Genomic DNA, 20542 nt, shown 5'->3' on the forward strand with positions numbered 1-20542 from the left:
TCTGGAGAGGGCGAAAAGCCCGCCACCATGACCGACACCGACGTTCAAGCCCCGAAGATCGAATTTCCCTGTGCCGACTACCCGATCAAAGTGATCGGCGAGGCGGGGGAGGGATTCCACGAAATGGTCATCGAGGTAATCCAGCGCCATGCGCCGGACTTCGACGTATCCGGCCTCACTGCGCGCGATAGCCGTACCGGACGTTTCCTTTCCGTGCAGGTGCGCATCCTGGCCACCGGGCCGGAGCAACTGCAAGCCATCCATCTCGACCTCAAGGCCACTGGCCGCGTGCACATGGTGCTCTAGTGGCGGATCTGGTCGTGCGTCACCTTGGGTTGGTGGAATACCTGCCGACCCTGGAAGCCATGCGCAGCTTCACCGCCGAGCGCAGTCAGTGGACTGCCGACGAGATCTGGTTGCTGCAGCATCCTCCGGTCTATACCCAGGGGCAGGCCGGCAAACCCGAACACCTGCTGGCGCCTGGCGACATTCCGGTCATACAGGTCGAGCGTGGTGGTCAGGTTACCTACCACGGTCCTGGCCAGTTGGTGGTCTATCTGATGATCAACCTGCGCCGCCAGGGGCTGGGGGTTCGTGATTTGGTCACGGCGATGGAGCGGGCACTGGTCGATGTGCTTGCCAGCTACGGCGTCGAGGCGGCACCCAAAGCCGACGCTCCGGGCGTCTACGTCAACGGTGACAAGATCGCCTCGCTGGGCCTGCGAGTTCGTAACGGTTGCTCGTTCCACGGCCTCGCACTCAATGTCGACATGGATATGTCGCCGTTCTGGCGCATCAATCCGTGCGGCTATGCCGGTCTGAAGATGGCGCAGATGAAAGACCTGCTCGATGCGCCGGTCAGCCCCGATGAGGTTGCACAGCGCCTGGAACAGACGCTGCGCGAGCGTCTGGGTTACGTCTGATTGCAGAGTTCGTAGGGTGGAGACGCTCTTTTCATCCACCACTGCACCGTGCAAATGGTGGATGAAAAGAGCGTCATCCACCCTACAAGGGCCTATACCCGCGGGCGTATCTGATGACCTGCTTCAGTTCAGGTTGAGAGCGGGAATCAGGCTGCTGTCCTGCTGCTGGCCAGGAACCGGAACCGGTGCGGCCAGGCCCAGGTTGTTCTTCTCGAACACCCGGTCGGCACGGTAGCTGGAGCGAACCAGCGGGCCGGCGGCGACTTCCATGAAGCCTTTTTCCAGGCCGATGTCGCGGAAACGGTTGAATTCCTCGGGGCTGACCCAGCGCTTCACCGGCAGGTGGTTGCGGGTGGGTTGCAGGTATTGGCCGAGGGTGAGGATATCGACGCCGATGGCGCGCAGGTCGTCCATGGTCTCGAGGATTTCCTCGTCAGTCTCGCCCAGGCCGAGCATCAGGCTGGTCTTGGTGATGATCGAGGGGCGATGGCGCTTGGCGTGTTCGAGCACCTTCAGGGTTTTTTCATAGCCGGCACGTGGGTCGCGTACGACATGGGTCAGGCGCTTGACCGTCTCGACGTTCTGCGCGAACACCTCCAGGCCTGAGTCGACCACGCGGGCGATGGCTTCATGCTCGCCGTCGAAGTCCGGTGTGAGCGCTTCAACCACCACCTGTGGCGTATTGGCCTTGATCGCCTGTACGCAGGCGGCATAGTGGGCGGCACCGCCATCGGGCAGGTCATCGCGATCCACCGAGGTCAGCACGATGTAGCGCAGCGCCATCAGTTCCACCGACTTGGCGGTATTCTGCGGTTCTTCCAGGTCCAGCCAGCCATTCGGGTTGCCGGTGTCGACCGCGCAGAAACGGCAGGCCCGGGTGCAGACCGAGCCCATCAACATGATGGTGGCGGTACCGTTGGACCAGCATTCGCCCATGTTCGGGCAGTGGGATTCCTGGCAGACGGTGCTGAGTCGATGCTCGCCGACATTGCGCTTGACCGCATCGAAGCGACTGCCGCTCGGGGCCTTGACCCGCAGCCAGCTCGGCTTGGGTTCGAAGACCTGGGGTTCGGCGGAGGCACGGCGCTTCTGGCCGTCCTTGATCGCGGTGATGCCTTGGGGCGTACGGAATTTTTCGCCGCTGGATACGGGCTTGGGCGAGACTGTGTCGGACATCGAAACTCGGCTCCGGTAGGGGCTTCGGTGGCGGGGCTTTTGGCCGGTGCGCAGTTTACCACACCCGGACAAGCAGACGAAAAAGCGCTGTCGTCAGCCACCAGCGCTTTTCGAGTGCTCGTGTCGTCAGGTCTTGAGCTGGCTGGCGAACTGCTCGACGGCCTTGACCACTTGCTGGGCGCCGTCCTGGATCTCGACGATTACCGATCCGGCCTCATTGGCCAGTTGCAGGCCCTGTTCGGCCTGCTGGCGACTGCTGGACATACTGCCAACCGCCGCCTGAGCCAGTGCCTGGTTCTTCTGCACGACCTCGACAATTTCATGGGTCGCCTTGGTCGTGCGACCGGCCAATTGGCGGACCTCATCGGCAACCACGGCGAAACCTCGCCCCTGATCGCCAGCGCGAGCCGCTTCGATGGCCGCGTTGAGGGCCAGCAGGTTGGTCTGGTCGGCGATACCGCTGATGGTCTTCATGATCGAACTGATCAGCAGCGATTGCTTGTCCAGGGCTTCGATACCGTCGGTGGCTTCCTGTACCTGGGTCGCGATCTGGTGCATGACGTTCACTGTCTGGCGCACCACGGAAGCGCCCTTGTGTGCGCTTTCGTCGGTGTGCTGGGAGATGCTGTAGGCGATATTGGCCGCTTCCGCGACAGCGATTTCCTGATTCACCTGGTCGGTGATCACGGTGGCGAACTTGACTACCTTGTACAGCCGGTTGTGGGTGTCGAGCACCGGGTTATAGGAGGCTTCCAGCCAGACCGGGCGACCGTGGGCGTCGATGCGCTTGAAGCGGCCCGCGACGAATTCGCCACTGTTGAGCTTGCCCCAGAACTCGCGGTATTCCGCTGAGTTGTATTCTTCAGGGTCGCAGAACAGGCGGTGGTGCTTGCCTTTGATCTGCTCCAGGCGGTAACCCATGCTCTCCAGAAAACGGGCATTGGCGTTCAGCACTTCGCCGGTAAGGTTGAACTCGATTACCGCAGTGGAGCGCAGCAGCGCGGCGATCAGGCCTTCGTGTTCCTTGGAGGTTTCGATGGTGCGGGTCAGGTCGTTGCCACAGACGGTGAAGCCCTTGAGTTTGCCGGACGCGTCTCTCAGGGGCTGGATGATGGCGCGCAGCCAGGCCTCGCGACCGTCGCCGCGCAACATGCGGTAGGCGCCGCTCATGTGCTCGCCGCTCCTGAGCGAGGACTGCAGGCGCTGGTAGTTGGGTTCCTTGCGGAAGGAGTCGGGAATGAACTCATCGAGGGCGCGCCCGAGCAGCGCTTCGCGGCGATAGCCGAGTTCACCGAGGAAATTGTCATTGGCGAACAGTATGTGTCCTGCCGCGTCGAGCTCCAGCACCAGCATGTCGCTGTAGATGCTTTCTTTGATTTGCTGGCTCATGGCCAGTTCTTCACGCAGTCTTGCCAGCTCTTGCTTCAGGTGTCTGTTGAACATGATCGCATCCTGTAGATGGGCTAACGTCCGTTGCCTCTCCAGTTTGTCGGCGGCACAGGGATTTCCTGAATACAGACTAATAGCTCAAATATTAGATAGAAGCCGTTGCGTCGCTGGCTTAGCGCGATAAAAATTTTTACGCCGGTTGCAAAACCGAAAGGGATGCCGGAGCTGGACGATAGGCTTGGTCCGGTCCCCGGCTATAGCGCTGCGATGAGCCCAGGCTCAGGAGGTCCTGAGCCGTGCGAGCAATTCGTGGGTCGGATAGCCATCTGCCGGCCAACCCTGGTGCTGCTGGAAGGCACGGATGGCCTTGCGTGTGTTGGCGCCGATGATGCTGTCCGAGGCGCCGGGGGCGTAGCCGAGGCGTAACAGATGATCCTGCATTTCGATGCGTTCGCTGCGGCTCAGCGGTTTGTCGTCGCGCGGCCAGGCGCCAAGGATCTGCCCCTTGCCGTCGAAGCGTTGGGACAGCAGGCCGACGGCAAGGGCGTAAGACGACGAGTTGTTGTATTTGAGGATCGCCCGGAAATTGCCGAACACCAGGAAGGCCGGTCCGCGATGCCCGGCAGGCAGCAACAGGGAGGCGCGGTCGTCGCTGCGTACGGCCACTGGCGGCACTTTCACGCCGAGTTCAGTCCACTCGTGCAGCGGTTTGCGAATCTCGGGATCGGCCTGGGCGTAGTCGAAGCCGCTGGGCAGCGCCACTTCGTAGCCCCACGGCTGTCCGCGTTGCCAGCCCGAGGCTTGCAGGTAGTGAGCGGTCGATGCCAGCGCATCTGCGCTGGAGTTCCAGATGTCGCGCCGCCCGTCGCCATCGAAGTCGACGGCGTGGCTGTTGTAGGTGGTCGGGATGAACTGGGTCTGGCCCATGGCCCCGGCCCAGGAACCGAGCATGCGCTGCGGCTGGATATCGCCGTGCTGGATGATCAGCAGTGCGGCGATCAGTTGATCCTCGGCGAACTGCGGGCGACGCCCTTCGTAGGCCAGCGTGGCCAGGGAGCGGATCACCGACTTGTCGCCGATGAACTGGCCGAAGCTGCTTTCCATGCCCCAGACCGCAACCAGCGCCTGGCGGTCCACGCCGTAGCGCTGCTCGATGGCATCCAGGGTGGCCTTGTTGCTGATGAGCAGTGCCTGGCCCTTGCGTACGCGAATGGCGGACAGGGCCCCGTCGAGGTATTCCCAGACCGGACGAGTGAACTCCGGCTGGCTGCGGTCGGCATCGATGACGGCAGCATCGGGTTGGATACCGGCGAAGGCCTGGTCGAAACGGGTGGCTTGTACCCCGGCATTCAGGGCCTTGACGCGGAATGCGTCGCGCCATGACTCGAAGCTGATGGCGGCAGCGGTGGGTTGCTCGGCCAGCGCTGGCTGGCTGATCGAGGCGCCGGTGGGCGCTGCAGGGGTAGAGGTATTGGGTGTTTCGGCGCATGCGCTGAGGGCAATGGTGCTGATGAGCAGGCTGCACAGGCGAGGGCAAAACATCAGGGGTCTCTCGGTTGGCGAAACAGACCGAAACCTTAGCATGCCAGAAGCTTTTCAGGCCGCTATAAAGTAAGAAGCCTCCCAGTTTTGCTGGGAGGCTTCACGACGGTAGCTGCCTTTGCCTTTCTTCGCCTTTTCTTTGCGGCAACGGAAAAGTGGCTGTGCGATCAGGGACTTGGCCTTGTTAGGCCGGGACGTGCTCTTGCTCATGGTAATGCCCTCGGCTTGCAGGGCGCGGATAATGCGCCGAGGCGCCGCGAATGTCCATGTTCAGGTGCCAAGGTTGATGCGCACGCCTGATATCGTCAGGACCAGACGTGCCAGGCTGGTCCAGGGATCGCCCGGCTCCTGGCCCTTGACCTGGGCGTCGATGCGCTGGGTGTCGATCAACAGCTGCTGCCAGCGGGCCGCCGTGTGGCGCTGCAAGGCCTTGCTGACCAGCGGCCGGCGCTTGTCCCAGATGGGCGGGCGGGCCGAACTGAAGGCTTTTTCCAGCGGCACGCCCTGGCTGTACTGCTGGGCGATGCTCGCCAGCTGACGCAGCTCGCGGGCGAGCATGGCGACGATGAACAGTGCTTCCTGGCCCTCGCCGCGCAGACCTTCGAGCATGCGCAGGGCATGGCTGGACTCACCGTTGAGAACGGCTTCGATCAGGCCGAACACATCGTAGCGGGCACTGTCCGCAACGGCGGCCTGGACGGTTGCCGCGTCGATCTGGTTGCCTTCTGCGAGCAGCTTGAGTTTCTCGATTTCCTGGGCCGCGGCCAGCAGGTTGCCCTCGACCCGGGTCGCGATCAGTTCCAGGGCTTCCTGGGTTGCAGTCATGCCGCTGTCGGCCAGACGCTGGCGAATCCACTGGGGTAGCTGGTTGGCCTCGACCGGCCAGACTTGCAGGAACTGGCTGGCCGTGCCGTCGATCAGGGCCTTGGCCCACTTGGTTTTCTGCGTGCTGCCATCGAGCTTGGGCAGGCTGATCAGCAGCAGGGTGTCCTCAGGCGGCCGTTGCAGGTACTCGAGGATGGCAGCGGTGCCCTTGTCGCCCGGTTTGCCATTGGCGATGCGCAACTCGATGATGCGCTTTTCGGCGAATAGAGAAAGGCTGGCACCGGCTTCATAGAGCAAGCCCCAGTCGAAGTTGGACTCTGCGTGGAATACTTCGCGCTCGCTAAAACCCTGATTGCGGGCCGCGCTGCGGATGGCATCGGTCGCTTCCTGGCACAGCAACGGCTCGTCCCCGCTGATCACGTAGACCGGGGCAAGCCCGCTTTGCAGGTGCTTGGCGAGTTGGGCGGGGTTGAGTTTCATGGGCGGCAGAATGGGACCACTACCGTGGCCCCATGAGCATCAGCGAGCTGGCGGGAACTGGATCGGCGACTGCAGCGGTGCAGATTGCTGTTCGGCGCGACGGGCAGCGGCGGCGGCTTCTGCCTCGGCCTGGACCTTGGCTTCCGCTTCCTGCTGCAATTGCTCCAGTTGTGCCGGTGTCAGGCGTTGCAGGCGCAGGCTCAGTTGCTGGACCAGATCGCGGCGCAGTTCCTGGCGCAGTTGCACGGACTCGGCATCGGAACCGTTCAGGTTGTTGGCGTCATGCACGAAGACGGTCTGGGCTTCGATCTGGTCCTTGAGCAGCAGCAGGTTCTTTTCGCCATGGATTTCGTAGTCGAGCTTATTGGTCAGTTCGTACTCGGCGGAACGCGTGCTGCTGGTAGAACTGGCCGCGCGCTGCTGTTCCGTTTCCTTGACCAGATCCAGGCGGTAGGGCGCGCCGTTGTGAACGCGCACATCATTGTCTTCCAGGACGGTGCGCAGTTGCTTGACGGTTTCGCCATAGCTGTCGCGCGCTTGCAGGTCGATTTCCTTGATTGCGAACGAATGCTCGCCAGTGCCGCGCAGATGAAAACCACAGGCGCCGAGCAGGGTGGCCAGGCCGATTACCAGCAGATTCCGTTTCATCATTTACTTCCCCTCGAAGTGGCCGCCTGCCGGAGGCAGGCGGCGCTTGATTCAGTTGGCGACGATATTGACCAGCTTGCCCGGCACCACGATGACCTTGCGAATCTGCAGGCCTTCGGTGAAGCGCTGGACGTTCTCGTTGGCACGAGCGCTGGCCTCGATTTCTTCGCGGCTGGCGCTGGCTGGCACGTCGATCTGGCCGCGCAGCTTGCCGTTGACCTGGATCACCAGGGTCAGGTTGTCCTGTACCAGGGCCGACTCGTCGACCTGTGGCCAGCTCGCATCGATCACACTGTCGGTCTTGCCCAGGGCCTGCCACAGGGCGTGGCCGATGTGCGGTGTGATCGGCGCCAGCAGCAGGGTCACCGTTTCCAGTCCTTCCTGCAGCAGGGCGCGGTCCTGTTCGCTGGTGCTGGCGGCTTTTTCCAGCACGTTCATCAGGGTCATCACCTGGGCGATGGCGGTGTTGAACTTGTGGTGCAGGCCGATATCGTTGCTCGCCTGTTTGATCGCCAGGTGAATGGCGCGGCGCACGGCTTTCTGCTCGTCGTTCAGGCTGGCGGTGTCCAGCGTGCCCGTCGCGCCAGCGCTGACGTGGCCGTGGGCCAGGCGCCAGACTCGGCGCAGGAAGCGGTTGGCGCCTTCGATGCCGGCGTCGGACCATTCGCAGCTCATGTCGGGCGGCGAGGCGAACATCATGAACAGGCGGCAGGTGTCGGCGCCGTAGGCATCGATCATGGCTTGCGGGTCGACGCCGTTGTTCTTCGACTTGGACATCTTCTCGGTGCCGCCGATTTCCACCGGCAGGCCGTCGGCCTTCAGCTTGGCGCCAATGACCTTGGCCTTGGCGTCACGCTCGACTTCCACGTCGGCCGGGTTGAACCAGTCCTTGCCGCCATTATCCAGGGTGCGGTAGTAGGTCTCGGCGACCACCATGCCCTGGGTCAGCAGGTTCTTGAACGGCTCGTTGGAGCTGACCAGGCCTTCGTCGCGCATCAGCTTGTGGAAGAAGCGCGCGTAGAGCAGGTGCAGGATCGCGTGTTCGATACCGCCGATGTACTGATCGACCGGCAGCCAGTGGTTGGCGGCTTTCGGGTCGACCATGCCCTGGTCGTAGTGCGGGCTGGCGTAGCGGGCGAAGTACCAGGACGACTCGACGAAAGTGTCCATGGTGTCGGTTTCGCGCTTGGCCGGGCTGCCACATTTCGGGCAGGCGCAGTCGTAGAACTCGGGCATCTTCGCCAGCGGCGAACCGGCGCCGTCCGGCACCACGTCCTCCGGCAGGACGACCGGCAACTGTTCTTCCGGCACCGGCACGTCGCCACAGGCGTCGCAATGGATGATCGGGATCGGGCAGCCCCAGTAGCGCTGGCGGCTGATACCCCAGTCGCGCAGGCGGAACTGGGTCTTGCGGCTGCCGTGCTCGGTGGCTTCCAGGTCGGCGACGATGGCGTCGAAGGCGGCGCTGAAGTCCTTGCCGTCGTATTTGCCTGAGTTGATGGTGGTCAGGCCGGCCTTGTCGCCGTACCAGGCTTGCCACTGGCTGGCGTCGTAGTTCTGTTCGGCGCTGCCGGCATAGACCTGCACAATGGGCAGGCCGTACTTGTTGGCGAACTCGAAGTCGCGCTCGTCATGGGCCGGAACCGCCATCACCGCGCCTTCGCCGTAGCCCCACAGCACGTAGTTGGCGACGAATACCGGCAGCTTGTCGCCGGTCAGCGGGTGGATGACGAACTGGCCGGTGGCCAGGCCCTTCTTCTCCATGGTGGCCATGTCGGCCTCGGCCACGGAGCCGGACTTGCATTCGGCGATGAACGCGGCGACCTCGGCGTTGCTCTCGGCGGCGCGCTGGGCCAGCGGGTGCTCGGCGGCGACGGCGACGTAGGTGGCGCCCATCAGGGTATCGGGACGGGTCGAGTAGACCTTCAACTGGCCGAATTCGCCGACGCTGGGCTGGTCGTAGTCGAACACGATATCGGCGCCGTAGCTCTTGCCGATCCAGTTGCGCTGCATGGTCTTGACCTGCTCGGGCCAGCCCGGCAGCTCGTCGAGGGAGCTCAGCAGCTCTTCCGCGTAGGCGGTGATGCGGAAGTAGTACATCGGGATTTCGCGCTTCTCGATCAGCGCGCCACTGCGCCAGCCACGGCCGTCGATGACCTGCTCGTTGGCCAGGACGGTCTGGTCGACCGGGTCCCAGTTGACCGTGCCGTTCTTACGGTAGATCACGCCTTTTTCGAACAGCCGGGTGAACAGCCACTGTTCCCAGCGGTAGTAGTCCGGCTTGCAGGTGGTGACTTCACGCGACCAGTCCAGGCCTAAGCCCAGGCTTTTCAGCTGGGACTTCATGTAGGCGATGTTCTCGTAGGTCCACTTGGCGGGCGCGACCTTGTTCTTCATCGCGGCGTTTTCCGCCGGCATGCCGAAGGCGTCCCAGCCCATCGGCTGCAGGACGTTCTTGCCGAGCATGCGCTGGTAGCGCGCGATCACGTCGCCGATGGTGTAGTTGCGCACGTGGCCCATGTGCAGCTTGCCGCTCGGGTAGGGGAACATCGATAGGCAATAGAAGGTGTCCTTGCCGGGCTCTTCGCTGACGGCGAAGGCATTCTGCGAGTCCCACAGGGATTGGGCGGCGGCTTCGATTTCGCGGGGCTGATACTGTTCGTGCATGGGCTTCGGGCGCTGAGAAATGAGGGTGTTTCGAGAAACGCCGTAGCATACATGAGCGGTTGCGGCCGAGGGAAACGGTTATCTGCATGGCTGGCGCGTGCAAGCCCGACGCCAGAGGCCGGCACACAAGACCGTTGCCAACCGTGCTCCGTCCGTCGTAAGCCCCGGCTGGCGAGGCTTGCACGACTAAGCTTGAGGCTACGGGTGCGTAGTCGGGCACCTGATCGAGGTGTTTGATGGCTGAAAGGCGACAGAGCGAAATGCAGGGCGGGCTGTATGAACGATTGTTACATCGACTGGCATTTGCCCTGGAGGAGGCAGACGCAGCGGCACTGCTGCACGAGGGTGCCCCGACGGACCTCAAGCTGCGCGGGCTCTCCAGTGCGGAAATGGCGTTGATCCAGGCGTATCTGGAGCATGACCTGAGCTGGTTGCGCGGCTGGCATGCCGCCGCGGAAGAAGTGGAGTTCATCGAGCGCGCAGGGGGTGGCAAAGGTCGCGTGCGCTCGGGCCTGCGGGCATTGCCGCCCAAGGCTTTCAGTTGTGGACGGCCACTGCGTTGCGCCTTGTGCGGCGCGCTTATTCGCTGGCCGCGCGGGCGCAGTGTGCCACCTTGCGAAGCCTGTGGGTCGAGGCTGTTTCGCTGCGGGCCGGTGAAGCACTGAGCGCCGGCGCGAAGACACTGCCACCTCCCAGCCGATAAACTGCGCCTCCCCCAACCGGCAGGAGGCCGCCGTGGAACTGCGTTTCTTCGTCAAACAACTGTTGCTGCCGCCTGGCGGCCTCCTCTTGCTGATCCTGTTCGCCTGGTTCATGCGCAAGCGTTATCCGCGCTGGGCCCTGGCCTGCCTGATTGCGGGCCTTGCCGGGTTGTGGACGATGAGTTTGCCGATAGCGCTCGAGCAGGCATCGCGCTGGGTGGAGAGCGAGCCGGCGTTGCCTGAGGCACAGTGGGCAGGGCTGGGGCAGCGGGCGGATGTGATCGTCGTGCTCGGTTCCGGGCGTGAGCAGGCCGATCCGGCCTGGGGGAGCGACCAGCCAAGTTTCACCGCGCTTGAGCGGATGCGTTATGCCGCCCGCTTGCATCGCGCATCGGGGTTGCCGCTGCTGATCTCCGGAGGGCTGCACTATGGACGCCCGCCAAGCGAGGCGGGGCTGATGGCCGATTCGCTGCAACGGGATTTCGGCGTCGAAACGCGTTGGCGTGAAGAAGAAAGTCGCACGACCTGGGAGAACGCCCTATACAGCGCGCGGATGCTCAAGGCCGAGGGCATCTCGCGTGTGGTCGTCGTCACTCAGGCTTCCCATATGCCGCGAGCGCGATGGTGTTTCGAGCAGGCGGGTCTGCACGTGATCTCGGCGCCGCTGGGCTTTCTCGGCGTTGCCAATGACCGTCCGCTGAATGGCTGGCTGCCCGAGGGGCAGGCGCTGTGGCAGAGCACCCGCCTGCTCAATGAGGTGATCGGTTTGGCGGTGTATCCATTGCTTTACCGATAAAAGCGCGTACTCAGCCTCGTTCTCTGCGGCGCTGCCAGAGCGCCACGCCGATCAGCAGTGCGGCGCTGATCGCCACTGGCCAGGCACGCCAGCGCAGGTAGGGCGTCAGGCCTTCCATCGCCTGCACTTCGCCGTACAGGGTGGCCTGTTGGAACTGCGGGATGGTGGCGCTGATCCGGCCCTGCGGGTCGATCAGCGCGGTGACGCCGTTGTTGGTCGCGCGAATCATCCAGCGCCCGGCCTCCAGGGCGCGCATCTGCGCCATCTGCAGGTGTTGCAGGGGGCCGAAGGAGGTGCCGAACCAGGTGTCGTTGCTCACCGTCAGCAGCAGGTCGCTGCGGGCGGCCAGGCTGGCGGCGAATTCCGGGTAGACCGCCTCGTAGCAGATGAACGGTGCGATCCGCAGCCCCTTGGCCTGGAGCAGCGGTTGCTCGGCCGGGCCGCGGGCGAAGTCGGACATCGGCAGGTCGAAGAATTCGATCAGGCCGCGCAGCACGTCCTGCAACGGCACGTATTCACCGAACGGCACCAGTTTCTGCTTGAGGTAGGTGCCTTCGCCCTCGCCGAGCACGGTCAGGGCGTTGTAGTAGCGCCGCTCGCCGCGCTCGTTGGCCTGGCGCAGCGGCACGCCGGTGATCAGCGCGGCCTGGCGGTCCGTGGCGACGCGGTTCATCACTTGCAGGTAACCGCCGACGTATTCCTGCAACACGGGGACTGCGGTTTCCGGCCAGACGATCAGGTCGGTGCGCCTGGCTGCCAGGGTCATGTCGCGGTACAGCGCCAGTTGGGCTTCCAGGGCCTTGGGGTCCCACTTCAGGTTCTGCTCGACGTTGCCCTGCATGGCGGCGACCGACAGCGGTTCGCCCTTGCTGCTGGTCCAGGCGTGATCCTTGAGGGCCAGGCCCGCGATCCAGGGCGCGATCAGCAGGATCAAGCCCGCGATCAGTTGCGCCTTGTTCGCCAGCAGGCGCGGCAGATTGACCAGCAGGGCTGCGGTCAAGGCCAGGCTCAGGGATATCAGCCATACACCGCCAACCGGCGCCAGCCCGGCCAGCGGGGCATCCAGTTGGCTGTAGCCCGCGTAAAGCCAGGGAAAACCGGTGAGGAACCAGGCGCGGAAACCTTCCTGGGCCACCCACAGGGCGGCGAAGGCCAGGGCATCCGCAAGCGGCGAGTGGTCGCGACGCAGAAACCGTACCCACACCCAACTGCTGAGCATGAACAGCAAGCCGAGCCCGCCACAGAAACCGACCGTGAGCAGGCCGGCCAAGGGCAGCGAGGCCGCGCCGTAGTCGTGGATGCTGACGTAGACCCAGCTGGTGCCGCTGAGGAACAGGCCGAGGCCATAGAGCCAGCCACGCAGCAGTGCCTGCTTCGCCGTGAGTTCGCGTAGGCCCAGGTAGAGCAGGGCGATGGACAGGATCGCCAGTGGCCAGAGATCGAGTGGGGCGAGCGCCGGGGTGGTGATGGCGCCGGCTACCAGGGCCAGCAGGTTGCCGGTCCAGCCGGGGCGGGTGATCCAGCGCATCGGAACTCCTTGGGGAGGCCCTCCCGGCGGGAGGGCGAGGGGGTCAGCGATTCAGGGGGGTCAGGCGCAGCAGGTGGACGCGGCGGCTGTCGGCGTTGAGCACGCGGAAGCGGTATTCGCCGATCTCGGTGACCTCATTGCGCTTGGGCAGATGGCCGAAGGCGCTCATCACCAGGCCGCCGACGGTATCGAACTCGTCATCGGGGAACTCGGTGGAAAACGACTCGTTGAAGTTCTCGATAGGGGTCAGGGCCTTGACCAGGAAGTCGCCGCTGGGCAACGGCTTGATGTAGCTGTCTTCCTCGACGTCGTGCTCGTCCTCGATATCGCCGACGATCTGCTCCAGCACGTCTTCGATGGTCACCAGGCCGGCCACGCCGCCGTATTCGTCGATGACCACGGCCATGTGGTTGTGATTGGCGCGGAATTCACGCAGCAGCACGTTGAGGCGCTTGGATTCGGGGACGAAGGTGGCCGGGTGGAGCATTTCCTTGATGTTGAACGGCTTGTCGCCGTTGTTCAGGATCAGCGGCAAAAGATCCTTGGCCAGAAGGATGCCGATCACGTCGTCGACGCTTTCGCCAATCACCGGGTAGCGCGAGTGGGCGGCCTCGACGATGGCGGGAAGGAACTCCTGCGGGCTCTGGGTCGAGCGGATGCTGATCATCTGCGAACGCGGGACCATGATGTCGCGAACCTGCAGGTCGGCGACCTGGATCGCGCCTTCGACGATGGTCAGCGCCTCGCTGTCGAGCAGCTTGTTCTGGTGTGCTTCGCGCAGGACTTCCAGCAGTTCCTGGCGGTTTCTCGGCTCATGAGCAAAAGCCTGGGTCAGTTTGCCCAGCCAGGACTTCTGCTCGTTGCTCGATCGATCTTCACTCATGATGGGTTTACTCGAATCCTTCTTGTTCGGTCGTCATTCGTCAGCGGCATAAGGGTCGGGATGCCCCAGTTCCGACAGCAATTCCCGTTCCAGTGTTTCCATTTCTTCGGCTTCGTCATCGTCGATGTGATCGTAGCCGAGCAGGTGCAGGCAGCCATGGATGACCATGTGCGCCCAGTGCGCCTCGCTGCTCTTGCCCTGCTCGACGGCCTCGCGCTCGACCACGGCGGCGCAGATCACCAGGTCGCCGAGCAGTGGGATATCCAGCAACTCGTCAGGCACATCCGCCGGGAACGACAGCACGTTGGTGGCGTAGTCCTTCTGCCGCCAGGTGTGGTTCAGCGCGCGGCCTTCGTCTTCGTCGACCAGGCGAATGGTCAGTTCCGAATCGGCCGTGCGCTGGCGCAGGGCAATGGCGCACCATTCGCGCAATTGCGCTTCAGTGGGCAGGCCGCTGGCCGTCGAGGCGTTCTGCAGGTCGAGTTCAAGCATCGCCCTTGCTCTCGCCCCGTTGTGGCTGCGGTTGACGCTCGAAGGCCTCGTAGGCTTCGACGATGCGCTGCACCAGCGGGTGGCGCACCACGTCCTTGGGCTTGAAGTGGGTGAAGGTGATGCCCTGGACGTCGCGCAGCACCTCGATCACATGGGCCAGGCCGGACTTGGTGCCGCGCGGCAGGTCGACCTGGGTGATGTCGCCGGTGATCACCGCCGTCGAGCCGAAGCCGATGCGGGTGAGGAACATCTTCATCTGTTCCAGGGTGGTGTTCTGGCTCTCGTCGAGGATGATGAAGCTGTTGTTCAGCGTGCGCCCGCGCATGTAGGCCAGCGGTGCGATCTCGATCACCTGTTTCTCGATCAGCTTGGCCACCTGCTCGAAGCCGAGCATCTCGTAGAGGGCGTCGTACAGCGGGCGCAGGTACGGGTCGATCTTCTGCGCGAGGTCGCCTGGCAGGAAGCCGAGCTTCTCGCCGGCCTCGACCGCCGGACGCACCAGCAGGATGCGCCGCACCTGCTCGCGCTCCAGGGCGTCGACGGCGCAGGCTACGGCCAGGTAGGTCTTGCCGGTGCCGGCCGGGCCGATGCCGAAGTTGATGTCGTTGTCGAGAATGGCGCGCACGTAGCGCTGCTGGTTCTCGCCGCGCGGCTTGATCACGCCCTTGCGCGTGCGCAGGGTGACCGTGGCGCTGCCGCGCGGGTTTTCGTTCAGTTCCTCGATGCCGGATTCCTGCAGGTACAGGTGCACCAGTTCGGGCGACAGTTCAGTGCCCTTGGTTTCCCGGTACAGGCGGCGCAGCAGGTTTTCCGCCGAGCGGGTGTGCTGGGGCGTACCGATCAGTTCGAACTGGTTGCCACGGTTGCGGATCTCGATGGCCAGGCGCTGTTCGATCAGGCGCAAATGCTCGTCGAACTGCCCGCAGAGGTTGGCGAAGCGCTGGGCTTCGAAGGGCTCGAGGGTGAAATGATGCGGTTCTATGGGTGTGTTCAATGGAGTGGTATGGCCGCTCAGTCGGCAGGGATTGAGTCAGGGAGCATAGCGCCGCTCGCCCGAGCCGGAAAGCCGGGGCGAGCGGGCCATTAGTCGATAAGCGCTCCGCGCAGCGAGTGCGGCAGGGCTTCTTCGATGTAAACGTCGACGAACTGGCCGATCAGACGTGGATTGGTGCTGCGGAAATTGACCACGCGGTTGGTCTCGGTACGGCCCTGGAGCATGCCGGGGTCTTTCTTCGAGTAGTCGCTGACCAGGATACGCTGGACGGTGCCGGCCATCCGTCGGCTGTTCTCGAAACCTTGCTGGTTGATGCGCTGCTGGAGGATTTGCAGGCGCTGTTTCTTGACCTCTTCCGGAGTGTCGTCGACCAGGTCGGCGGCTGGCGTGCCGGGGCGCGAGCTGTAGACGAAGGAGTAGGAAAAGTCGAAACCGACGTCCTGCACCAGTTTCATGGTCTGCTCGAAGTCTTTTTCGGTCTCGCCGGGGAAGCCGACGATGAAGTCGGAACTGATCAGGATGTCCGGCACCGCGGCCTTGAGCTTGCGGATGCGTGACTTGTATTCCAGCGCGGTGTGGTTGCGCTTCATGCCGGCGAGGATGCGGTCGGAGCCGGATTGCACGGGCAGGTGCAGGTATTTCACCAGTTCCGGGATCTCGGCGTGGGCCTGGATCAGCGCGTCGGAGAACTCCAGCGGGTGGCTGGTGGTGTAGCGGATGCGCTCGATACCGTCGATGGCCGCCACCAGGTAGAGCAGTTCGGCGAAGTCGGCGATGCCGCCATCGTGGGTCGCGCCGCGATAGCCGTTGACGTTCTGGCCGAGCAGGGTGACTTCGCGCACGCCGTGTTCGGCCAGGTGGATGATTTCGCCGAGCACGTCGTCCAGCGGGCGGCTGACTTCTTCGCCACGGGTATAGGGCACCACGCAGAAGGTGCAGTACTTGCTGCAGCCTTCCATCACCGAAACGAAGGCGCTGGGGCCGTCGACACGCGGTTCGGGCAGGCGGTCGAACTTTTCGATCTCGGGGAAGCTGATGTCGACCTGGGGCTGCTTGAGCTGGCGGGCGGCGTCGATCATTTCCGGCAGGCGGTGCAGGGTTTGCGGGCCGAACACCACGTCGACGTAAGGCGCGCGGTCGCGGATCGCCGCGCCTTCCTGGCTGGCCACACAACCACCGACGCCGATCACCAGGTCCGGGTTCTCCAGCTTCAACTCGCGCCAGCGGCCCAGTTGGGAGAACACCTTGTCCTGGGCTTTTTCGCGGATCGAGCAGGTATTGAGCAGGATCACGTCGGCTTCGGCCGGGTTGTCCGTCACTTCGAGGGCCTGGTGCTCGCCCAACAGATCGACCATGCGCGAGCTGTCGTACTCGTTCATCTGGCAACCGTGGGTTTCGATATAAAGCTTCTTGGCCATCTTCGTGTCGTCGGAGGGTGGTCGATAGGACCGCGCATTATAGGGAGGAGTGGCGTGTGTTCCTAGCGTCAGCTGCTGGGCGTGCTATGATCCGCGCCCCTTCATTCGATGCCATCCCTCCCGCGCCCCATGAGCAGCAAACGCGAGCCGATCTATAAAGTCATCTTTCTCAACCAGGGCCAGGTGTACGAGATGTACGCCAAACAGATCTACCAGAGCGATCTGTGGGGCTTTCTTGAGGTCGAGGAGTTCGTCTTCGGCGAGCGGGCGCAGATCGTGGTCGACCCCAGCGAAGAGAAGCTCAAGGCGCAGTTCGAAGGCGTGGTACGCAGTTTCGTGCCGATGCACTCGATCGTGCGTATCGACGAGGTGGAGCGGCTGGGGACGCCGAAGATCAGCGAGGCCAAGGGGAGCGGGAACGTGATGCCGTTTCCGATGCCGATGCCCGAGAAGTAACAGTCGGCAGCTTTAGAACCTGTTCAAAGTCTGCTGCGCGTCGACGCTAGCTCGCGAGACTTTGTCCGCTGGCCTATTCCCCGAACGGCGAGCGCCCGATGTTCTGCAGGGTCATCAGGTAGTCGCGGAAGATCTGTCCGAGCACCTGGCTGGCCATCTCCATCTCGTTGCGGTCCATCTTTTCCGCGACCAGGTCGGCACTGTCCATGGCTTCGTCGGAGCCATTGACCGCCGCCATCTTCAGGATGATGTAAGCCTGTACGTTGTTCGCCGGTACGCCTTCGCCACGGAAGAACATGGTGCCCAGGCGCAATTGGGCCGGGGCGTTGCCTTGCAGCGAGGCCTGCTCGAACCAGTGCCGGGCCTTGTTCAGGTCGCGTTCGGTACGGGGGTCTTCGTAATAGAAGTCGCCCAGCTCGTACTGGGCCTGGGCGTTACCGCTCTCGGCGGTCTGCTGGCAGTTTTCCAGGGCCTTGGGCAGGTCTTCGGGGGCGGTATTCAATGAGCAGCGGTCGGTCGGCGGCATCAGCAAATCGCTGTCCGCTTTAACCAGCAGTGGGGAAATCAACAGCAGGCAACCCATGAACAGGGTTTGGCCGTTGCATCTCATCGAAATCACAGCGCCTCGCAGAACCGGCGAATCCTAGACCTGGCCGGCGATCCGCGCCGGCCGTCACATTATGGGTTAAGCCGGTGCGTCGTTACAAAGCCTTTACCTGATTTACTTCGATGCGGTCGCGCCGCCCGGGCGGCGCGGGTGATTCAGCGCAGTTGGGCGAAGGCGCGCTCGGCGGCGTCCAGGGTGATCTTCAGTTCCGCGTCGCCGTGGGCGATGGAGGTGAAGCCGGCTTCGAATGCACTTGGCGCCAGGTACACGCCGCCTTCGAGCATCAGGTGGAAGAAGCGCTTGAAGCGCTCGGCGTCGCTGGTCATCACGTCTTCGAAAGTGACGATGTCGTCGGCGCCGCTGAAGTACAGGCCGAACATGCCGCCAGCCTGGGTGGTGACGAAGGGCACGCTCGCGGCATCGGCCCGCTCCTGCAGGCCTTGCAGCAGGCGACTGGTATAGGCGCTGAGTTCGTCATGGAAGCCGGGGCGGCTGATCAGGCGCAGGGTGGTGAGGCCAGCGGCCATCGCCAGCGGGTTACCGGACAGGGTGCCGGCCTGGTAGACCGGGCCGAGCGGGGCGATGTGCGACATGATCTCGCGCTTGCCGCCGAAACAGCCGACCGGCATGCCGCCGCCGATGATCTTGCCGAAGGTCGACAGGTCCGGGGTCACGCCGTAGTAGGCCTGGGCGCCGCCGAGGGCGACACGGAAGCCGGTCATCACTTCGTCGAAGATCAGCACCACGCCGTGCTTGTCGCAGGCGGCGCGCAGGCCTTGCAGGTAGCCGGGTGCCGGCGGCACGCAGTTCATGTTGCCGGCCACCGGCTCGACGATGATGCAGGCGACTTCCTGGCCGACCTTGGCCAGGGTTTCTTCCACCGCCGCCAGGTCGTTGAACGGCAGGGTCAGGGTGTGCTGGGCGAAGGCCGCCGGCACGCCTGGCGAGCTGGGCACGCCCAAGGTCAGGGCGCCAGAGCCGGCCTTGACCAGCAGGCTGTCGGAGTGGCCGTGGTAGCAGCCTTCGAACTTGATGATGCTGTCGCGGCCGGTGTAGCCACGGGCCAGGCGAATGGCGCTCATGGTTGCCTCGGTGCCGGAGCTGACCATGCGTACCATTTCCATGGACGGCACCAGCGCGCAGACCAGGTCGGCCATCTCGGTTTCCATGGCGGTCGGCGCGCCGTAGGACAGGCCGTGGTCGAGCTGCCTGCGCACCGCGTCGAGCACCTCCGGATGGCTGTGGCCAAGGATCATCGGGCCCCAGGAGCCGACATAGTCGACGTAGCGCTTGTCGTCTTCGTCGGTGACGTAGGCGCCTTCGGCATGCTTGAAGAACAGCGGCGTGCCGCCGACGCTCTTGAATGCGCGCACCGGCGAATTCACGCCGCCGGGGATGTGTTTCTGGGCATTGGCGAAGAGGGCTTCGGAACGGGACATGGCGGCTTCTCTATATAAAGGTCAGGCGTTTTCGAACAGCGCGCTGAAGGCGCGCGCGCGTTGCTCCACCTCGGCGGCGGAGGGGGCGGCGAACAGGGCGTTGATCACCGCCAGCAGGCTGGCGCCCTGGGCGATCAGGGCCGGCGCGGTATCCAGGGTGATGCCGCCAATCGCGGCGATGGGCAGGCCGATGTTCTGCTTGGCCTCGGCCAGCAATTCCAGGGTAGCGGTCGGTACGCCGGGTTTGGTCAGGGAATTGAAGAAGCGGCCGAAGGCGACGTAGCTGGCGCCCTGGGCTTCGGCCTGGCGGGCGAGGCCGAGGTCGGCGTGGCAGCTCGAACCGATGATGGCCTTGCGGCCGAGCAGGGCGCGGCCGGCATCCAGCGAACCGTCGCTCTGCCCCAGGTGCACGCCGACACCCAGGCGCGCAGCCAGTTCGGCGTCGTCGTTGATGATCAGGCCGGCGCCGTAGCGCTCGCAGAGCTTGAGTAGGGCCTCGGCCTCGCGCAGGCGGCGGGCTGCGTCGGCGGACTTGTCGCGGTATTGCAACAGACGGGCGCCACCGCGCAAGGCGGCTTCCACATAAGGCAGCAGGCGACCGTCGGCCAGCAGGCTGCTGTCGGTGATGGCGTACAGGCCACGTAGTTTCATAGGTTGAAATCCAGGGGCAGGCGGCGCGGCACGAACTGGCCGCGTCCGGGTTGCTCGGCATCGCGCAGGGTGCGCCAGGTGTAGTCGAGGGCCGAACGTACGGCGCTGACCATCTCTTCACCCAGGGCCAGGCGGCCGGCGAGGGTGCTGGCGAGGGTGCAGCCCGAGCCGTGGTAGCTGCCTGGTAGGCGCTGGCAGGTGAAGGTGTGACGGCTGCCGTCGCGTCCGTACAGGCGGTTGTGCACCTCGCTCTCGTCGCCATGACCACCGGTGATCAGCAGGTGCTGGCAGAACGGCAGGAGCTTCTCGGCGCATTCATCGGCGCTGCCGTCGGGCAGGTCGGCGAGGATGCGTGCTTCCGGCAGGTTGGGCGTGGCGATGGTCGCGCTGGGCAGCAAACGCTCGCGCATGGCGTAGCCGACATCGTCCTTGCCCAGCGAGCCGCCGCCGCCAGCGCGCAGTACCGGGTCGCAGACCAACGGCACGCCGGGCAGCGATTGCATGATTTCCAGCACGGTCTCGACCATCTGCACCGAACCGAGCATGCCCAGCTTGACCGCGGCGACGGGCAGGTCGGCGATCACCGCATTGGCCTGGGCGATCACCCATTCGCGGTCGAGGACGCGGAAGTCGCTGACGTTGACGGTGTCCTGCACGGTCAGCGCGGTGACGGCAGGGGCCGCATGGCAACCCTGGGCGAGCAGGGCTTCGATGTCCGCCTGCAGGCCGGCGCCACCACTGGGATCGTGGCCGGACAGGCAGAGGACGACGGGACGGGAGGTGTATGTATTCATGGCGGCGCAGCTTACCACTTGCCGGGTGGCGCTCCCAACTCGGCATGCGCCTTCCCAGGCCGTGGCTTTTACGAATGACGAAACAGGCCCTAGAGTGCTTTGTATTGATAGACTTTGTGCAGCGCGCCACCGG

21 protein-coding genes and 1 pseudogene are annotated in these 20542 nt (G+C 64.1%); 5 read left to right on the top strand and 17 right to left on the bottom strand.

All coding sequences use genetic code 11. The features are described 5' to 3' along the window. Positions 1-27: 27 nt before the first annotated feature. Both ACSZPK_RS17365 and lipB read left to right on the top strand, forming a co-directional pair. Positions 28-306, top strand: coding sequence for a DUF493 domain-containing protein (locus ACSZPK_RS17365; RefSeq protein WP_437882724.1), 279 nt, complete (start codon positions 28-30; stop codon positions 304-306). Continuing rightward, positions 306-923, top strand: coding sequence for a lipoyl(octanoyl) transferase LipB (gene lipB, locus ACSZPK_RS17370; RefSeq protein ID WP_437882725.1), 618 nt, complete (start codon positions 306-308; stop codon positions 921-923). The genes ACSZPK_RS17365 and lipB overlap by 1 nt, the downstream gene beginning before the upstream one ends. A 123-nt stretch (positions 924-1046) precedes the next feature. Here the strand turns inward: lipB and lipA are convergent, their stop codons facing one another. The 8 genes and pseudogenes from lipA to leuS form a co-directional block, all read right to left on the bottom strand. Continuing rightward, entirely contained in the window at positions 1047-2099 is a 1053-nt protein-coding gene (gene lipA / locus ACSZPK_RS17375; protein ID WP_437882726.1) for a lipoyl synthase, read from the bottom strand. A 126-nt stretch (positions 2100-2225) separates the two neighbouring features. Then, positions 2226-2786 carry a methyl-accepting chemotaxis protein gene (locus ACSZPK_RS17380; RefSeq protein WP_437882876.1) on the bottom strand — a complete coding sequence of 187 codons (561 nt, stop codon included), beginning with the start codon at positions 2784-2786 and terminating at the stop codon, positions 2226-2228. Then, a pseudogene (locus ACSZPK_RS17385) lies at positions 2772-3542 on the bottom strand (PAS domain-containing protein); the annotation flags it as partial. The gene ACSZPK_RS17380 and the pseudogene ACSZPK_RS17385, both read right to left, overlap by 15 nt. Positions 3543-3767: 225 nt before the next feature. Beyond that, positions 3768-5030 (bottom strand): lytic murein transglycosylase, encoded by a 1263-nt coding sequence (locus tag ACSZPK_RS17390; RefSeq protein WP_437882727.1) that lies wholly within the window; start codon positions 5028-5030, stop codon positions 3768-3770. A 54-nt stretch (positions 5031-5084) separates the two neighbouring features. Beyond that, the gene (gene arfA, locus ACSZPK_RS17395; protein WP_437882728.1) at positions 5085-5240 is read right to left on the bottom strand and encodes an alternative ribosome rescue factor ArfA; all 156 of its coding nucleotides are present in this window, start codon (positions 5238-5240) and stop codon (positions 5085-5087) included. Positions 5241-5300: 60 nt separating this feature from the next. After that, positions 5301-6335: a DNA polymerase III subunit delta gene (gene holA, locus ACSZPK_RS17400; protein ID WP_437882729.1), complete on the bottom strand. Its 1035-nt coding sequence runs from the start codon at positions 6333-6335 to the stop codon at positions 5301-5303. A 39-nt stretch (positions 6336-6374) separates the two neighbouring features. Next, positions 6375-6986 carry an LPS assembly lipoprotein LptE gene (gene lptE, locus ACSZPK_RS17405; RefSeq protein WP_437882730.1) on the bottom strand — a complete coding sequence of 204 codons (612 nt, stop codon included), beginning with the start codon at positions 6984-6986 and terminating at the stop codon, positions 6375-6377. 48 nt (positions 6987-7034) lie between these two features. Beyond that, positions 7035-9650 (bottom strand): leucine--tRNA ligase, encoded by a 2616-nt coding sequence (gene leuS / locus ACSZPK_RS17410; RefSeq protein ID WP_437882731.1) that lies wholly within the window; start codon positions 9648-9650, stop codon positions 7035-7037. A 236-nt stretch (positions 9651-9886) separates the two neighbouring features. Here leuS and ACSZPK_RS17415 point away from each other — a divergent pair, with 236 nt between their 5' ends. After that, complete coding sequence (locus ACSZPK_RS17415; RefSeq protein ID WP_437882732.1) at positions 9887-10315, top strand: hypothetical protein; 429 nt, start codon at positions 9887-9889, stop codon at positions 10313-10315. 70 nt (positions 10316-10385) lie between these two features. Continuing rightward, positions 10386-11147 (top strand): YdcF family protein, encoded by a 762-nt coding sequence (locus tag ACSZPK_RS17420; protein WP_437882733.1) that lies wholly within the window; start codon positions 10386-10388, stop codon positions 11145-11147. Positions 11148-11157: 10 nt separating this feature from the next. Here ACSZPK_RS17420 and lnt read toward each other — a convergent pair whose 3' ends face one another. From lnt to miaB, 5 genes are all read right to left on the bottom strand, one after another. Continuing rightward, a complete protein-coding gene (gene lnt / locus ACSZPK_RS17425) occupies positions 11158-12675 on the bottom strand; it encodes an apolipoprotein N-acyltransferase (RefSeq protein WP_437882734.1) in 1518 nt (505 codons plus the stop codon). 43 nt (positions 12676-12718) lie between these two features. Beyond that, entirely contained in the window at positions 12719-13558 is an 840-nt protein-coding gene (locus ACSZPK_RS17430) for an HlyC/CorC family transporter (RefSeq protein ID WP_437882735.1), read from the bottom strand. Between the two features lie 33 nt (positions 13559-13591). After that, complete coding sequence (ybeY, locus tag ACSZPK_RS17435) at positions 13592-14050, bottom strand: rRNA maturation RNase YbeY (RefSeq protein WP_437882736.1); 459 nt, start codon at positions 14048-14050, stop codon at positions 13592-13594. Beyond that, a complete protein-coding gene (locus ACSZPK_RS17440) occupies positions 14043-15044 on the bottom strand; it encodes a PhoH family protein (protein WP_437882737.1) in 1002 nt (333 codons plus the stop codon). Before ACSZPK_RS17440 ends, ybeY begins: the two co-directional genes overlap by 8 nt. A gap of 89 nt (positions 15045-15133) precedes the next feature. Then, positions 15134-16462, bottom strand: a complete 1329-nt coding sequence (miaB, locus tag ACSZPK_RS17445) for a tRNA (N6-isopentenyl adenosine(37)-C2)-methylthiotransferase MiaB (protein ID WP_437882738.1) — start codon at positions 16460-16462, stop codon at positions 15134-15136. A gap of 129 nt (positions 16463-16591) precedes the next feature. On the opposite strand from miaB, the gene ACSZPK_RS17450 reads away from it, so the two are divergent. Then, positions 16592-16918, top strand: a complete 327-nt coding sequence (locus ACSZPK_RS17450; protein ID WP_437882739.1) for a DUF1820 family protein — start codon at positions 16592-16594, stop codon at positions 16916-16918. A 73-nt stretch (positions 16919-16991) separates the two neighbouring features. Here ACSZPK_RS17450 and ACSZPK_RS17455 read toward each other — a convergent pair whose 3' ends face one another. The 4 genes from ACSZPK_RS17455 to ACSZPK_RS17470 form a co-directional block, all read right to left on the bottom strand. Then, entirely contained in the window at positions 16992-17528 is a 537-nt protein-coding gene (locus ACSZPK_RS17455; protein WP_437882740.1) for a tetratricopeptide repeat protein, read from the bottom strand. Positions 17529-17680: 152 nt separating this feature from the next. Continuing rightward, a complete protein-coding gene (gene hemL, locus ACSZPK_RS17460; RefSeq protein ID WP_437882741.1) occupies positions 17681-18964 on the bottom strand; it encodes a glutamate-1-semialdehyde 2,1-aminomutase in 1284 nt (427 codons plus the stop codon). Between the two features lie 21 nt (positions 18965-18985). Beyond that, a complete protein-coding gene (gene thiE, locus ACSZPK_RS17465) occupies positions 18986-19615 on the bottom strand; it encodes a thiamine phosphate synthase (protein WP_437882742.1) in 630 nt (209 codons plus the stop codon). Next, complete coding sequence (locus ACSZPK_RS17470) at positions 19612-20409, bottom strand: hydroxymethylpyrimidine/phosphomethylpyrimidine kinase (protein ID WP_437882743.1); 798 nt, start codon at positions 20407-20409, stop codon at positions 19612-19614. The genes thiE and ACSZPK_RS17470 overlap by 4 nt, the downstream gene beginning before the upstream one ends. Positions 20410-20542: the final 133 nt, after the last annotated feature.

Source organism: Pseudomonas sp. LRF_L74 (assembly GCF_965644255.1).
Lineage (GTDB): Bacteria > Pseudomonadota > Gammaproteobacteria > Pseudomonadales > Pseudomonadaceae > Aquipseudomonas.

Coding starts and splice junctions, on each gene's coding strand:
- ACSZPK_RS17365 (WP_437882724.1), top strand. CDS start 28: ATGACCGACACCGACGTTCAAGCCCCGAAGATCGAATTTCCCTGTGCC.
- lipA (WP_437882726.1), bottom strand. CDS start 2,099: ATGTCCGACACAGTCTCGCCCAAGCCCGTATCCAGCGGCGAAAAATTC.
- ACSZPK_RS17390 (WP_437882727.1), bottom strand. CDS start 5,030: ATGTTTTGCCCTCGCCTGTGCAGCCTGCTCATCAGCACCATTGCCCTC.
- arfA (WP_437882728.1), bottom strand. CDS start 5,240: ATGAGCAAGAGCACGTCCCGGCCTAACAAGGCCAAGTCCCTGATCGCA.
- holA (WP_437882729.1), bottom strand. CDS start 6,335: ATGAAACTCAACCCCGCCCAACTCGCCAAGCACCTGCAAAGCGGGCTT.
- lptE (WP_437882730.1), bottom strand. CDS start 6,986: ATGATGAAACGGAATCTGCTGGTAATCGGCCTGGCCACCCTGCTCGGC.
- leuS (WP_437882731.1), bottom strand. CDS start 9,650: ATGCACGAACAGTATCAGCCCCGCGAAATCGAAGCCGCCGCCCAATCC.
- ACSZPK_RS17415 (WP_437882732.1), top strand. CDS start 9,887: ATGGCTGAAAGGCGACAGAGCGAAATGCAGGGCGGGCTGTATGAACGA.
- lnt (WP_437882734.1), bottom strand. CDS start 12,675: ATGCGCTGGATCACCCGCCCCGGCTGGACCGGCAACCTGCTGGCCCTG.
- ACSZPK_RS17430 (WP_437882735.1), bottom strand. CDS start 13,558: ATGAGTGAAGATCGATCGAGCAACGAGCAGAAGTCCTGGCTGGGCAAA.
- ybeY (WP_437882736.1), bottom strand. CDS start 14,050: ATGCTTGAACTCGACCTGCAGAACGCCTCGACGGCCAGCGGCCTGCCC.
- miaB (WP_437882738.1), bottom strand. CDS start 16,462: ATGGCCAAGAAGCTTTATATCGAAACCCACGGTTGCCAGATGAACGAG.
- ACSZPK_RS17450 (WP_437882739.1), top strand. CDS start 16,592: ATGAGCAGCAAACGCGAGCCGATCTATAAAGTCATCTTTCTCAACCAG.
- ACSZPK_RS17455 (WP_437882740.1), bottom strand. CDS start 17,528: ATGAGATGCAACGGCCAAACCCTGTTCATGGGTTGCCTGCTGTTGATT.
- hemL (WP_437882741.1), bottom strand. CDS start 18,964: ATGTCCCGTTCCGAAGCCCTCTTCGCCAATGCCCAGAAACACATCCCC.
- thiE (WP_437882742.1), bottom strand. CDS start 19,615: ATGAAACTACGTGGCCTGTACGCCATCACCGACAGCAGCCTGCTGGCC.
- ACSZPK_RS17470 (WP_437882743.1), bottom strand. CDS start 20,409: ATGAATACATACACCTCCCGTCCCGTCGTCCTCTGCCTGTCCGGCCAC.